The following is a 14519-nucleotide window of genomic DNA, read 5'->3' as shown; positions in this document are numbered from 1 at the left end:
AGGCTGCCATTATAGTGAATCGCTCACCCCATCCGCTACAATGCGGGCCATTACAGTGGTGGCACGCCTGCCGCCCCGGCTCAAGGAGATCCACGCATGCCGGTGACCCTTCAACAGGTCGACCAGGACGCCTGGGAAGCGGATGCCCAGATACGCCTCGACCTCATACGCATCTTCACGGACGCTCCGCCCGAGCGCCTGCCCCTGCCCGTCGAGGAGTTCATCCGCACCCATCTGGAGAGTGGCCACCTGTTCAGCTGTGCCCGTTTCAACGACCGGCTGCTGGGCGCCGTGGCGGTGAAGCTCGACCAGGATGCCTGGTGGCTGTCGAACCTCTGCGTGCGCAAGACGACGCGGCGACGCGGCGTCGGCTCGCGCCTGCTGGCGCTGGTCAGCGAGGCCGCCCATGCCCAGGGGCGCCGCCTCTTTGCCGACTCCTCCCAGCTGCCCGTGGCCGACCAGTTGCTGCTCACGCGGCTCGGTTATCGGCTCACCCAGGACGGCGACTACTTCGAGCTCAACCTGACGACACAGGGAGGCCATCAATGAAGCGGTTGCTGCGCACCCTGCTCGCCGCCATCGGCGTGCTCGGCCTGGTGATGGTCGGCGCCGTGGTGTACGTCACCACCTTCTTCGACCCCAACGATCTCAAACCGCGACTGATCGAGGTGGTCCGTGAGCACAGCGGACTGGAGCTGAGCCTGGACGGCACCCTCTCCTGGTCCTTCTACCCCCGGCTGGGGGTGGGCGTGCAGGAGGCCGAGGCCCGCCTGCCGGACCAGGCGGACGACGAGACGCCCTTCGCCGCCTTCTCCCACGCCGAGGTCAGCCTCGCCTTCACGCCGCTGCTGCGCGGCGAGATCGCCATCGACGGCCTGACCCTGGACGACCTCTACCTCGACCTCGAGCGTGACGCCCAGGGAGAGGGCAACTGGGAGGCGCTGCTGGAACGGCTGGGCGAGCGCGGCGAGCAGGCCGAGGCCGCCCTGGCGCCGGCCAGCGCCGGCCCCGACCCGGACTTCGGCAACGGCCTCTCGGTGGCCCTCAATATCGCCAGCGTGAAGGTCCGTGGCGGCGAGGTGCGCTACCGAGACGCCCTCGCCGACCGTGACCTGCTCGTCGAGGACCTCGAGATCAACGGCAGCAACGTCAACCCCGGCAGCGCCTTCCCCCTCGAGTCCGCCTTCCGGCTGACGCTCCACGAGGGCCTCGACTGGCAGGAAGAGAACCGCGAGCCGCGTCTCGTCAGCGACATCACCCTGGAGACCCGGGTGGACCTGGGGCTGTCCGAGGGGAGGCACGTGCTGGAGGGGCTGAACCTCAAGACGGTCAACCGGCTCGCCGCGCTCGAGAACGAGCAGAAGCTCAACCTGCAGGGCGGCCCGCTGGTGGTGAACGTCGGCGAGGGCAGCCTGCAGCTGGAGGAGGGCAAGCTCGACGCCAGCCTCAGCCATCCGAGCCTGGGCGAGAAGGTCATGCCCCTGTCGCTGGCCTTCAAGCTGGATGCCGACCTCAACGAGCAAAGCGCCCGCCTGCGCGAGCTGGAGCTGACCGGCCCGGATGCCCTGAAGCTCAACGGCAACCTCAACCTCAGCCACCTCGGGGAGGCGCCGGCCTACACCGGCCAGCTGCGCCTGACCCCGCTGTCGCTGCGCCCCTGGCTGACGCGCCTCGGGATGATGCCCCCCATGGCCGATGGTCAGGCGCTCACCGACGTGGCGCTGACCAGTCCGGTCAGCGGAGACCTCGAGCGCTTCGAGTTCGCCGGCCTGACACTGGTGCTGGACGACGCTACCTTCACCGGCCGCCTGGCGGGTCGCTTCGACGGCGGCCTGATCGCCGCGGACCTCCAGGGGGACCGGCTGGACCTGGACGGCTACTTGCCGCCGCCCGGCGCCGGCGAGGCGTCCGCCTCGCGCTGGCAGCTGCCGGGCATCCGCCGGGCCCATGCCGAGGACGCCGCCGGGCTGGTCCCCACGGAGTGGCTCTCCACCCTCGAGCTCGATGCCCACCTCGCCCTGGGACAGCTGCGCCTCGCGGGGCTGGACTTCCAGGACGTGGACATGACGCTCAAGGGGAGCGACGGACGCCACCGCCTGATCGGCTTCGAGTCCGGCTTCTACGAGGGGACCCTGGCCGCCGACGGCGCCCTCGACCTGCGCGAGACGCCGGCACGCTGGCAGCTCGCGCCCAAGGCCCAGCGGGTGCGTCTCGAGTCGCTGCTCGAGTCCCTCGGCGAGGAGCCCGCGCCCCTGAGCGGACGCTTCAGCGGCGAGGGCGAACTCGCCTCCCGAGGCAACACCCTGATGGAGCTCCGGCGCCACCTGGGAGGGCGCCTCACCACCCGCATCGACGAGGGGGCGATTCCCGAGATCAACGTCTCCCGGGAGCTGTGCACCACGGCCGCCACCCTGCAGGGCGAGACCCTCGACCGCGAGTGGGCCGACGAGACCCGCTTCGAGCGGATCCGGGCCACCCTGATGCTGGAGGAGGGCGAGGTCCAGAGTGACGACCTGCTGGTCACGCTGCCCGGCATGGAAGTGGGCGGCAAGGGCAGCCTCGACCTCGTGAGCGAGCAGTTCGACCTGCGTGCCGCGGTGCGCCTGGTGAGTGCCGAGAATGCGCCCTGCGAGGTCAATCCGCGCCTGGCGAAGGTGCCGCTGCCGGTCCGCTGCCAAGGGGCCCTGGGCGGGGTGAGCGCCGAATGGTGCCGCTTCGACCGCGAGGCCTTCCAGGGGACCCTCGCCGGGCTGCTGCGCGACGAGGCCTCCCAGAAGGCCGGCGAGGAGGTCGAGAAGCGCCTCGAGGGTGCCGTGAAGAAGCTCGACGAGCGCCTCGGCGAGAAGGCCGGCGGGGAACTTCGCGACGCCCTCAAGGGTCTCTTCAACTGAGCAACACGTACGACCAGTCCCTGCGCCGACTTCCCCAGTCGGCGCTTTTTTTCGCGCCGTGAGACTTTCGTGACGGGAGCGCCCCATGACGGACATGCCGCCCGCTATCCTGCCACCCGCCAGCTTCCAGCAGCGCCTGCTGGACTGGTTCGACGAGCACGGCCGCCACGACCTGCCCTGGCAGCATGATCGCAGCCCCTACCGGGTCTGGGTCTCGGAGATCATGCTGCAGCAGACCCAGGTGGCCACGGTGATCCCTTATTTCGAGCGCTTCATGACGCGCTTTCCCGACGTGGCATCACTGGCCGCGGCCGACCAGGACGAGGTGCTGCACCTCTGGACGGGGCTCGGCTACTACGCCCGGGGGCGCAACCTGCACAAGGCCGCCCGGGTGGTGGTCGAGGAGCACGGCGGCGCGTTCCCCGTCCACAGCCTCGAGGCGATGGCGGCCCTGCCCGGCATCGGCCGCTCGACGGCCGGGGCGATCATCGCCCAGAGTACCGGGCGGCGGGCGGTGATCCTCGACGGCAACGTCAAGCGGGTGCTGACGCGCCTGCACGCCGTGGAGGGCTGGCCGGGGCGGCCGGCGGTGGAGCGCCGCCTCTGGGCCCTGGCCGAGCACTATACTCCCGACGAGCGGCTGGTCGACTTCACCCAGGCGATGATGGACCTCGGGGCGACCCTCTGCCGACGCGGTCAACCGGCCTGCGACCGCTGTCCCTTCGAGGCGGCCTGCGTCGCCCATGCCCGCGGTGAGGAGAAACGCTTTCCCGAATCGAAGCCGAAGAAGGCCGTGCCGACCCGCGCCACCACCATGCTGCTGCTGCAGGACCGCGACGGGTGCGTGCTGCTCGAGCAGCGCCCGTCGAGCGGACTGTGGGGCGGGCTCTGGAGCCTGCCCCAGTTCGACGACGTCGAGGCCCTGCAGGCCTGGCTGGACGTTCATGCGCCGGGCAGCGAGCTCGCGCCCGCCTGGACGCCCTTCACCCATGTCTTCAGCCACTTCCGCCTCGAGATCACCCCGCAGCCGGCGCGGATCGGCCGGCTGGACTCGGTGGGCGAGGCGCGCTGCTGGTACGATCCCTGTGATCCCGCCAGCATCGGCCTGGCGGCCCCGGTCAAGGCGCTGCTGGCGTCCCTTGCGCCCTTTTCACTGACCACCACCGCGGGGCCATGAGCCCCACGAGGAGAGACTTCTATGAGCCAGACCGTCTTCTGCCGCAAGTACCAGAAGGAAATGGACGCCCTGCCGTTCCCGCCGCTGCCGGGCAAGAAGGGCCAGGAGATCCAGGCCAGCGTCTCGAAGCAGGCCTGGGAGGAGTGGCAAGCGCTGCAGACCCGCCTGATCAACGAGAAGCACCTGAACATGCTCGACGCCGCCTCCCGGGAGTACCTGATGGAGCAGATGGAACGCTTCCTCGACAACCGCGAGACCGACCAGGCCGAGGGCTATGTGCCCAGGGACGACTAGCCCGCCATGGCCGCAACCCTCGCCATCTTTCTGAAAAGGAAGGGGTTGACGGAAACGGCCTGCTGAGGTTTAATACGCACCGTTGGCAGCGGCCAGATAGCTCAGTCGGTAGAGCAGGGGATTGAAAATCCCCGTGTCGGCGGTTCGATTCCGTCTCTGGCCACCAATCTGCTGGGGTATAGCCAAGTGGTAAGGCACCGGTTTTTGGTATCGGCATTCCCAGGTTCGAATCCTGGTACCCCAGCCACGCCAACCCTGTTTCCGATTCTGTGACTCGAGTCGGTTCCCGAGCCGGCATAGCTCAGTTGGTAGAGCAACTGACTTGTAATCAGTAGGTCCCGGGTTCGACTCCTGGTGCCGGCACCACCATCGCATCGGGATGCAAGACGAGTTGCAGCAGTAAAGAGGCCACCCATCGAGGTGGCTTTTTTGTGTCCGTCGGTCGTGATCATCGTGGCCAGCCATGCGGGCACGCAGGCCCCCTCTTGAAACCATCCCGTGTTGACGCTACATACCACCCGGACCCTGCGGGTCTGCCGCGGCTGTCCCGCCGTCGGAGCGAGTTGAACTGAGATTGATCACGGAAACACAGGAGGTGATTGGATGTCAGTGCAGACATCGTCCTGCCGCACGCTGGAACAGACACGTCTTCGCCATGCCGTCGTCGATTCCCCCGACCCCCAGAGCCGGGTGAGGAGCGCGCCGCGCCCCGGTAAGGATCCCTATCCCACGCGACTGGCCGAGCCGGTGGACATGCCCTGGCTCGCTCGCCACGAGGCGGTGGTCAAGGGGCGCGCCGAGGACGGGCCGCTGAGCCAGGCGCAGCTCGATGAGTTCGAGCGCAAGGGCTTCCTCTTCGAGCCCGGGGTCGTCACCGGTGACGAGCTCGCCGAGCTGCGTCGGGAACTCACGGCCCTGCTCGAGCACGACGACTTCCGCGGCCGCGCGTTCAGCATCACCGAGCCCCAGGGCAACGAGATCCGCTCGCTGTTCGCCGTGCACTTCCTTTCCCGGCTCTTCTCGCGCCTGGCCAACGACGACCGCCTGGTGGGACGGGCGCGCCAGATCCTCGGCGGCGAGGCCTACGTGCACCAGTCGCGGATCAACTACAAGCCCGGCTTCGAGGGCAAGGGCTTCAGCTGGCACTCGGACTTCGAGACCTGGCACGCCGAGGACGGCATGCCGGCCATGCATGCGGTTAGCGCTTCCCTCGTGCTCACCGACAACCACGCCTTCAACGGGCCGCTGATGCTGGTGCCGGGCTCCCATCGGGTCTTCGTGCCCTGCCTGGGGGAGACCCCGGAGGAGAACCACCGCCAGTCCCTCAAGCGGCAGGAGATCGGCGTGCCGGGCCGCGATGCACTGCGCGAGCTGATCGACCGGCACGGCATCGAGGCGCCGACCGGGGCGGCCGGCGGCCTGCTGCTGTTCGACTGCAACGTGCTGCACGGCTCCAACGCCAACATGTCACCGGATCCGCGCAGCAACGCCTTCTTCGTCTACAACCGTCTCGACAACCGCTGCGTGGCGCCCTTCGGGGCGAGCCGGCGCCGGCCGCGCTTCCTGGCCCACGAGCCGGGCGAGGCCTGGTCGCCCGACGTCCCCTCGTGAGACGGTCCCCGGCACCGGGGCGCTGGACCCGCGGTGCCGCTGGGGTAGACTGGGGCGCCAGTCGCCTGCCCCCCGACGGCACCCACGAGAAGGAGAGGACCCCATGCGCTTCGTGCCCCGTTTCACCGATGGCCGGGCATTCCCCGATGCCCTGGGCAAGATCATCTGCGTCGGCCGCAACTACGCCGAGCACGCCCGGGAGCTCGACAACCCGGTGCCCAGCGAGCCGCTGCTGTTCATCAAGCCAGCCACGACCGCCGTGCCGCTGGAGCAGCCGGTCAGTGCGCCCTTCGCCCGGGGCGAGGTGCACTTCGAGACGGAGCTGGCGCTGCTGGTGGGCGAGGAGCTCTCGAATGTCACGGCCGAGCAGGCCGAGCAGGGGATCGTCGGCATCGGGCTGGCGCTGGACCTGACCCTGCGCGACGTGCAGTCGCGCCTGAAGGAGAAGGGCCATCCCTGGGAGGTCGCCAAGGCCTTCGACGGCGCCTGCCCGCTCTCGGCCTTCCTGCCCCTGGTGGATGCGCCGGACTGGTCCTCGCTTTCCTTCACCCTCGAGGTGGACGGCGAGGTCCGCCAGCAGGGCCGGGGCTCGGACATGCTCTTCCCGGTGCCGGCGCTGGTGGCGGAGATGAGTCGCCACTTCACCCTGCAGCCCGGCGACGTGGTGCTCACCGGCACCCCGGCCGGGGTGGGGCCGCTGCCCCGCGGCGCGGCGCTGCACTTCACCCTCTCCGGTGGCCTGGAGGTCACGACCCGCGTGGTGGACTGACCGCCCCGTCCATCCCCTCAAGCGAGAACGCCCCGTCGCCATGGCGACGGGGCGTTAGCGTGTGGGGCGTGGGCCTTGCCGCGCTCACTCGAGGTAGGTGTAGCCTTCCAGCCCGTCCGAGAGGTCGTCGAGGAAGGCCTGCTGCTGGGCGTGGTCCAGCCCGCTGCGGGAGAGCTGCTCGGCGAGGTGCTCGCGCAGGTCGGAGACGTCGAAGTTGACGTAGCCCAGCACGTCGGCCACGCGGTCGCCCTGCTGGACCTGGGTGATCGCCCAGTCGCCGTTGCCGTCCAGGGCGGCGTCCGCCGAATCGGTGTCCCCGAACAGATTGTGCAGGTCGCCGAGGATCTCCTGGTAGGCCCCCACCAGGAAGAAGCCCAGCAGCTTCTCCTCGCCTTCGCGCCACTCGGGCAGGGGCAGGGTGGTCTCGACCCCCTGGCCGTCCACGTAGCCGTCGATGCGCCCGTCGGAATCGCAGGTGATGTCCTGGATCACGCCGCGCCGCTCCGGACCACGGTCGAGCCCCTCCAGCGGCAGCACCGGGAAGATCTGCTGGATGCCCCAGACGTCCGGCACCGACTGGAACAGCGAGAAGTTGACGAACAGCTTGTCGGCGAGCTTCTCGGCCAGCTCGTCGGCGATCTCGCGATGGGCGCGGTTGCGGGTGTCGAGCAGGCCGCGCAGCCTTGCGCAGGCGGCGAAGTAGACGCTCTCGCCCTCGGCCCGGGCGTCGATGTCGGTCATGCCGATGACGAAGCGCTCGTGGAGCTCGCCCATGGCGTGGACCAGGTCGTGCCAGGCCTCCACCAGGCCGCGGGGTTCGGCCTGGTCGTGCAGCAGGTCGTGGACCCGCCACAGCTCGTCGACCTGGGGCTCGTCCTTCACGCGCCGTTCCGGCGAGAGGTGGCTGACCCGCTCCTCGCCGATCACGTTGGAGATCAGCACCGCGTGGTGTGCGGTCAGGGCACGGCCGGACTCGCTGATGATGTGCGGCTGCGGCAGCTCCTGCTCCACGCAGGCCTGGGCGAAGGCCGCCACCACGTTGCGGGCGTACTCCAGCATCGAGTAGTTGGCCGAGCAGAAGCTGCGCGAGCGGGTGCCCTCGTAGTCGATGCCCAGGCCCCCGCCGACATCCACGGTGTCCACCGGGGCGCCCAGGGCCACCAGGCTCTGGTAGAAGCGGGCGCACTCGCGCAGGCCGCGCTGGATGTCGCGGATGTTGGCGATCTGTGAGCCGAGGTGGAAGTGCACCATCTGCAGGCTCTCCAGGGCATCGGCATCGCGCAGCTGCTCCACCACCGCCAGGATCTGGCTGGCGGTGAGGCCGAACTTGGACTTCTCGCCGCCGGTGTTCTGCCAGCGGCCGCGGCCCACCGTGGAGAGCCGGGCGCGCAGGCCGATCCGCGGCGTGACGCCGAGGCGGCTGGCCTCCTCGAGGATCAGCGGCAGCTCGGAGAGCTTCTCCACCACCAGGTAGACCCGGTGACCGATCTTCTCGCCCATCAGGGCCAGGCGGATGTACTCGCGGTCCTTGTAGCCGTTGCAGACGATCAGCGAGGAGCCGTCGGCCGAGAGCGCCAGCACCGCCAGCAGCTCCGGCTTGCTGCCGGCCTCGAGGCCCACCTGGCCGCGGCCGCGCTCCTGGGTGCCGAGGATCTCCTCGACCACCCGGCGCTGCTGGTTGACCTTGATCGGGTAGACGGCGGTATAGCCGCCCGAGAAGGCCTCCTCCCGCATGGCGGTGTCGAAGGCGGCGCAGAGCTGCTCGACCCGGTCGTGCAGGATGTCGGTGAAGCGCACCAGCACCGGCAGGCGCAGGCCCGCCTCGCGCAGCTTGTTCACCAGCGGCTGCAGCGGCAGGGCGGGGCCGTCGTCGTCGCTGCCCAGGGGTCGCACCAGGGCCTGGCCGCTGTCGTTGACGTCGAAGTAGCCGCTGCCCCACTGGTCGATGTTCCAGGTGCGACGGGCTCGCTGGGCCGGTCCGGCCTTGCTTCTCGGGGACAGGCTCATGCGCCTCCTTCCGGTAGCGGCAGGGCGCCATGTTCCAGGCGCGCCTTGAGGATGGTGCGGAACTGGTCGGGGTCGTGGGGCGTGAGGTCGTGGGCCGGCGGGTCCACGTAGACCACCAGCAGCCGGGAGAGCCAGTAGCGCAGGGCGGTCAGGCGCAGCATCATCGGCCAGGCATCACGCTCGGTCGCGTTGAGCGGCCGGCGCGCCAGGTAGGCGCCGAGGAGGGCGTCGTGGCGCGCGGCATCCAGGCGGCCGTCGGCCTCGGTGGCCCAGTCGTTGATGACGATGGCCAGGTCGAACAGCAGGTCGCCGGTGCAGCCGTTGTAGAAGTCGATCAGCCCGCCCAGGCGGTCCCCGTCGAACAGGGTGTTGTCGCGGAATAGATCGCCATGCAGCGCGCCCTGGGGCAGGTCCGGGGCGTTGCCGAAGAAGTCCTGGTAGGTCTCCACCTCGTCCTTCATCAGTGTCTGGTCCTCCGGCGAGAGGTAGACCAGCACCTTGTGGTGCATGGGCAGCAGCCAGTGGAGGTCCCGCGGGTTGGGGCGATGGCCGGGGAAATGCCGGGAGACCGCGTGCATGCGCCCCAGGGCGTCGCCCAACTCGCGGCACTGGGCCAGGTTCGGGGCCTTGGGGTGCTTGCCGGGCAGCTTCGGGAACAGCAGTGCCGGCTTGTCGGCCAGGGCATGCAGGGCCACGCCGTCGCGATCGTGAAGGGGGCCGGGGACCGGCAGGCGGTGCTCGTCCAGGTAGTCGAGCAGGTCGACGAAGAACGGCAGTTCCTCGTGCTCGCCCTGCTCGAACAGGGTCAGCACCAGGTCGCGCCGGTCGGTGGTGACGAAGAAGGTGGTGTTCTCGGTGCCGGCGGGCACGCCCTCGAGGGAGACCAGCGAGCCGGCATCGAAGCGGCTGAGGAACTCGGCGACCTGAGGTTCGGTAAGCGGTGTGAATACGGCCATGTGTCTCTCGCCCGGGAAATGCCAAGCCGCCTATTGTAGCGACTTGGCACTCCGATGCACGCACCCCGACCTCGGCGGTGGGTCCGCCGGGGCAGGAAGCCGGCGGCAGGTCGGCCGGGGGCTCAGAATGTCTTCAGGACCCACTCGGGAACGGCGATGCGGTCGCCCTCCCGGCGCTCGAAGTCGCCGTCGCCGTCATGGTCGACGAGATAGTAGGAGGGGCCGGCCGAGGGACGGATCTCGATGGCATAGAGCTCGCCGTTGACCCGGTACTCGCGGATCATGCGATCATCTTCCTGGCGGATGGTGATGTCCGGCTCGAGGTCGCTGGAGGACTGGGCCAGGGCGCCGGCACTGCCGACCAGGGCCAGGATGAGGGCGAGTCCCAGGGCGGGCAGCTCGCATCGCAGGATCTTCTTCATGGTGACCTCCATGGCCGCACGGGGCCGGACAGGACGTTGGATACCCCCCAGTGTAGGGGCTTGCCGCCTCCCGGCCTACCACCCCCGGCAAAAGACGCCCGCAATGCGTATCATGGGCGACCAGGATCACATCACGCCACGCCTCAATGGATGCCGATACATGGCCGACACGCCCATCGTTCTCGTCGACGGTTCTTCCTATCTCTACCGCGCCTTCCATGCCCTGCCGCCGCTGACCACCTCCGAGGGGCAGCCCACCGGGGCGATCAAGGGGGTGCTCAACATGCTCAAGCGGCTGATCAAGGACTATCCCGACAGCCCCATGGCCGTGGTCTTCGACGCCCCCGGCAAGACCTTCCGCGACGAGCTGTTCGAGGAGTACAAGTCCCATCGCCCGCCGATGCCCGATGACCTGCGCTCGCAGGTGCAGCCGCTGCACGACTGCGTGCGCGCCCTCGGGTTGCCGCTGCTGTGTATCCAAGGCGTGGAGGCCGACGACGTCATCGGCACCCTCGCGCGACAGGCCACCGAGGCCGGTCGCGATGCGGTGATCTCCACCGGCGACAAGGACATGGCCCAGCTGGTCAATGCGCACATCACGCTGGTCAACACCATGAAGGACGAGACCCTGGACGTCGACGGCGTGAAGGAGAAGTTCGGCCTGCCCCCGGAGCTGATCATCGACTTCCTGGCGCTGATGGGCGACAAGGTCGACAACATCCCCGGCGTGCCGGGCGTGGGCGAGAAGACCGCGCTGGGCCTGCTGCAGGGCATGCAGGGCGGGCTCGAGACCCTCTATGCCGACCTCGACGCGATCAAGGAGCTGGGCTTTCGCGGTGCCAAGACGCTGCCGAAGAAGCTCGAGGAGCACCGCGACCAGGCCTTCCTCTCGTACCGCCTGGCGACCATCAAGACCGACTGCGAGCTGCCGGTGGGGCTCGACGACCTGGACATCGCCCATCCCGACCGCGAGGCCCTGGTCGAGCTCTATCGCCGGCTGGAGTTCCGGGCCTGGCTCTCGGAGCTGCTGGAGGGCAAGGACGAGGGCGTCGATGACGCCGCCGGTGGCACGCCGGCCCCGGCCGAGGCCGAAGGGGGCGGCGGCAGTGCGGCCCGCGAGGACCACGTCATCCTCTCGCAGGCCGACCTCGACGCCTGGCTCGCGCGCCTCGAGGCCAGCGACACCTTCTGCTTCGACCTGGAGACCACCAGCCTCGACTATATGGAGGCCCGGGTGGTCGGCGTGGGGCTCGCGCTCGAGCCGGGCGAGGCGGCCTACATTCCGCTGGCCCACGACTACCTCGATGCCCCGGAGCAGCTCGACCGCGATGCCGTGCTCGAGGCGCTGCGCCCGCTTTGGGAGGACGCCAAGCGCACCAAGGTCGGCCAGAACCTCAAGTACGACATCTCGGTGCTGGCCAACGTCGGCATCCGGGTGGCCGGGCCGCTGGAGGACACCATGCTGGAGTCCTACGTGCTCGACTCCACGGCGACCCGCCACGACATGGATTCGCTGGCGCTGAAGTACCTGGGCGAGAAGACCGTCTCCTTCGAGGAGATCGCCGGCAAGGGGGCCAAGCAGCTCACCTTCAACCAGGTCGCCCTGGAGCAGGCCACGCCCTATGCCTGTGAGGACGTCGACATCACCCTGCGCCTGCACCGGCTGCTGCGCCCCCGGGTCGAGGCCGAGGGGCGGCTCGGCGAGGTGCTGGAGGCCATCGAGCTGCCGCTGATCCCGGTGCTCTCGCGCATGGAGCGTACCGGCGTGGCGCTGGACCCCGAGCGGCTGCACACCCAGAGCCAGGAGCTGGAGGCCCGCATCCGCGAGCTGGAGACCCGGGCCTATGATCTCGCCGGCCGCGAGTTCAACCTGGGCTCGCCCAAGCAGCTCGGCCAGATCCTCTTCGAGGAACAGAAGATCCCGGTGATCAAGAAGACCCCCAAGGGGGCGCCCTCCACCGCCGAGGCGGTGCTCGAGGAGCTGGCGCTGGACTACCCGCTGCCCAAGGTGATCATGGAGCATCGCGGGCTCGCCAAGCTGAAGTCCACCTACACCGACAAGCTCCCTCGGCTGGTCAACAAGGCCACCGGACGCCTGCATACCAGCTACCACCAGGCGGTCACGGCCACCGGCCGGCTGTCGTCGTCGGATCCCAACCTGCAGAACATCCCCATCCGCACCGAGGAGGGGCGCAGGATCCGTCAGGCCTTCATCGCCCGGCCCGGCTATCGCATCGTCGCCGCCGACTACTCCCAGATCGAGTTGCGCATCATGGCCCACCTCTCCGGCGACAAGGGGCTGCTCGAGGCCTTCGCCGAGGGCCGCGACATCCATGCCGCCACCGCCGCCGAGGTGTTCGGGGTGGCCCTCGACAAGGTGTCCGGCGACCAGCGCCGCAGCGCCAAGGCGATCAACTTCGGGCTGATCTACGGCATGAGCGCCTGGGGGCTCGGCCGTCAGCTGCACATCGAGCGCAACCAGGCCCAGACCTACATCGACCGTTACTTCGACCGCTACCCCGGCGTCGCCCGCTACATGGAGCGCATCCGTGCCCAGGCCGCCGAGGACGGCTACGTGGAGACGGTCTTCGGCCGCCGCCTCCACCTGCCGGAGATCCGCTCCCAGAACCGCGCCCGCCGCCAGGGCGCCGAGCGCACCGCCATCAACGCCCCCATGCAGGGCACCGCGGCGGACATCATCAAGCGGGCCATGATCGACGTGGATGCCTGGCTCTCGAGCGAGGCCTTCGATGCGGTGATGGTGATGCAGGTCCACGACGAACTGGTCTTCGAGGTGGCCGAGGAGCAGGTCGATGAGTTCATCGCGGAGGTGAAGACGCGCATGGAAGGGGCCGCGGCGCTCGACGTGGCGCTGACCGTCGAGGCCGAGTCGGGGGCCAACTGGGACGAGGCCCACTAGGCGAAGGGCGAGCTGCTACTGCGCTCGATAATCTGGCCGCCGGCGGTGCGCGCTCTCCTCATGTAGCAGGCTACATTCCGGGAGCTGTGCTCCGGCGGCGGCCAGCCTATATTCGCTCGTGACGCAGCTCCCACCTTCACCAACCATAGGGTTGAAAAAAAACGCCACCGCGGTTGCGGTGGCGTGTTCGTCTGAGGCTGGCCTGATGGCTTACCGCCAGCCGACTCGATCGAAGATGCGCACCGCTTCCGGGTTGTTCTCGCCCAGCACGCTGACGTTCAGGTCGTCCTTCTTGAAGTCGCCCCAGGCGGCGATGACGCCGTCGAGCTCCACGGAGTCCACAGCGGGGAACTCGTAGTTGCCGGTGGCAAAGAGGGCCTGGGCCTCGTCGGAGGCGAGGAACTCGAGGAAGCGCACCGCGTTTTCCGGATGGGGCGCGCCTTTCACCATGCCGGCACCGCCCACGTTGACGTGCGCGCCGCGATCTTCCTGGTTGGGGAAGACGATCTGGACCTTCTCGGCGGCCTCGCGGTCGGATTCGTTGTCGGAGTTGAGCAGGCGCACGTAGTAGTAGTGGTTGGCCACGGCGACGTTGCACTCACCGCTGGCGACGCCGAGGATCTGGTCGGTGTCGCCGCCCTCGGGGTCTCGCGCGAAGTTGTCGACCACGCCCTGGGCCCACGCCTCGGCCTCCTCCTCGCCGTGGTGGGCGATCATCGAGGCCAGCAAGGACTGGTTGTAGATGTTGTTGGAGGAGCGGATGCAGACCTCGCCTTTCAACGCCGGGTCGGCCAGGTTCTCGTAGCGGGTAATGGCGTCGGCGTCGACCTCGGTGGGGTCGATGAAGATCGCCCGGACGCGCTGGCTGAAGCCGAACCACTTGCCTTCCGGGTGGTGCATGTAGGCCGGCAGTCGCTCGTCGAGCACCGCCGACTCGACGCTGGCGAAGACGCCTTCCTGCTCGCCGCGCCACAGGCGGCCGGCGTCCACGGTGATCAGCACGTCGGCTGGCCCCGCCTCGCCCTCCAGCTTGAGACGCTGGATCAGCTGGTCGGAGTCGCCCTCCAGCACGTTGACCTCGATGCCGGTCTGCTCCGTGAAGGCCGCGTAGAGCGCCGCGTCGGAGTCATAGTGGCGTGCCGAGTAGATGTTGAGCTCCTCGGCGGCAGCGGCCTGGGAGGCCATGGCGGAGCCGGCCATCAGGGCGGCGAGGGGCAGGGCGATGCGACGGTTCAGTGGCATGGAGAGGCCTCGTGTGATCGTAGTGCGGTTTCAAATGATAATGCTTTGCATTAAACTTTCGCTATTGAAGCGCCTCCCGCATCCGCCGTCAAGGCCGGGGCTCGAGAGACCTGACCCAGATCAGGGTCGGCCATGCCTCGCGGGGCACCGGGGGGAATGCGAGCGATAGTACAACGCATTCAGGAGGCTTTCGCGTTACCATGCAATCCAGACACTCTTCATCGGCAGTC

Annotated in this window: 11 protein-coding genes and 3 tRNA genes; 10 read left to right on the top strand and 4 right to left on the bottom strand. The window is 68.8% G+C overall.

The window, feature by feature from the left end:
* The first annotated feature begins 96 nt into the window (after nt 1-96).
* The 9 genes from BOX17_RS06285 (at nt 97) to BOX17_RS06245 (ending at nt 6742) form a co-directional block, all read left to right on the top strand.
* Complete coding sequence (locus tag BOX17_RS06285) at nt 97-549, top strand: acetyl-CoA sensor PanZ family protein (RefSeq protein ID WP_071942794.1); 453 nt, start codon at nt 97-99, stop codon at nt 547-549.
* On the top strand, nt 546-2891 hold the full coding sequence (locus tag BOX17_RS06280; protein WP_071942792.1) for an AsmA family protein: 2346 nt from the start codon (nt 546-548) through the stop codon (nt 2889-2891). The genes BOX17_RS06285 and BOX17_RS06280 overlap by 4 nt, the downstream gene beginning before the upstream one ends.
* A gap of 85 nt (nt 2892-2976) precedes the next feature.
* Nucleotides 2977-4068: an A/G-specific adenine glycosylase gene (gene mutY / locus BOX17_RS06275; protein WP_071942790.1), complete on the top strand. Its 1092-nt coding sequence runs from the start codon at nt 2977-2979 to the stop codon at nt 4066-4068.
* 21 nt (nt 4069-4089) lie between these two features.
* A complete protein-coding gene (locus BOX17_RS06270) occupies nt 4090-4362 on the top strand; it encodes an oxidative damage protection protein (protein ID WP_071942788.1) in 273 nt (90 codons plus the stop codon).
* 90 nt (nt 4363-4452) lie between these two features.
* Nucleotides 4453-4528 (top strand) — tRNA-Phe (locus tag BOX17_RS06265).
* A 6-nt stretch (nt 4529-4534) separates the two neighbouring features.
* Nucleotides 4535-4609 (top strand) — tRNA-Gln (locus BOX17_RS06260).
* A gap of 43 nt (nt 4610-4652) precedes the next feature.
* Nucleotides 4653-4728 (top strand) — tRNA-Thr (locus BOX17_RS06255).
* Nucleotides 4729-4965: 237 nt separating this feature from the next.
* Nucleotides 4966-5973 (top strand): ectoine hydroxylase, encoded by a 1008-nt coding sequence (thpD, locus tag BOX17_RS06250; RefSeq protein ID WP_071942786.1) that lies wholly within the window; start codon nt 4966-4968, stop codon nt 5971-5973.
* A 103-nt stretch (nt 5974-6076) separates the two neighbouring features.
* Complete coding sequence (locus tag BOX17_RS06245) at nt 6077-6742, top strand: fumarylacetoacetate hydrolase family protein (RefSeq protein WP_071942784.1); 666 nt, start codon at nt 6077-6079, stop codon at nt 6740-6742.
* A gap of 84 nt (nt 6743-6826) precedes the next feature.
* Here BOX17_RS06245 and speA read toward each other — a convergent pair whose 3' ends face one another.
* From speA to BOX17_RS06230, 3 genes are all read right to left on the bottom strand, one after another.
* Nucleotides 6827-8749 carry a biosynthetic arginine decarboxylase gene (gene speA, locus BOX17_RS06240; protein WP_071942782.1) on the bottom strand — a complete coding sequence of 641 codons (1923 nt, stop codon included), beginning with the start codon at nt 8747-8749 and terminating at the stop codon, nt 6827-6829.
* Nucleotides 8746-9705 (bottom strand): homoserine kinase, encoded by a 960-nt coding sequence (locus BOX17_RS06235; protein WP_071942780.1) that lies wholly within the window; start codon nt 9703-9705, stop codon nt 8746-8748. Before BOX17_RS06235 ends, speA begins: the two co-directional genes overlap by 4 nt.
* Nucleotides 9706-9827: 122 nt before the next feature.
* The gene (locus tag BOX17_RS06230) at nt 9828-10127 is read right to left on the bottom strand and encodes a DUF2782 domain-containing protein (protein ID WP_086830704.1); all 300 of its coding nucleotides are present in this window, start codon (nt 10125-10127) and stop codon (nt 9828-9830) included.
* Nucleotides 10128-10287: 160 nt separating this feature from the next.
* Between BOX17_RS06230 and polA the strand changes: the two genes are divergently transcribed.
* Nucleotides 10288-13047 (top strand): DNA polymerase I, encoded by a 2760-nt coding sequence (gene polA / locus BOX17_RS06225; protein ID WP_071942778.1) that lies wholly within the window; start codon nt 10288-10290, stop codon nt 13045-13047.
* A 210-nt stretch (nt 13048-13257) separates the two neighbouring features.
* On the opposite strand, the gene BOX17_RS06220 is transcribed toward polA, so the two are convergent.
* Nucleotides 13258-14289: a Fe(3+) ABC transporter substrate-binding protein gene (locus BOX17_RS06220; RefSeq protein ID WP_071942776.1), complete on the bottom strand. Its 1032-nt coding sequence runs from the start codon at nt 14287-14289 to the stop codon at nt 13258-13260.
* Nucleotides 14290-14519 lie beyond the last annotated feature (230 nt).

Source organism: Halomonas aestuarii, assembly GCF_001886615.1.
Classification (GTDB): Bacteria; Pseudomonadota; Gammaproteobacteria; order Pseudomonadales; family Halomonadaceae; genus Halomonas; species Halomonas aestuarii.
This window is presented reverse-complemented; position numbering and strand designations above follow the sequence as displayed.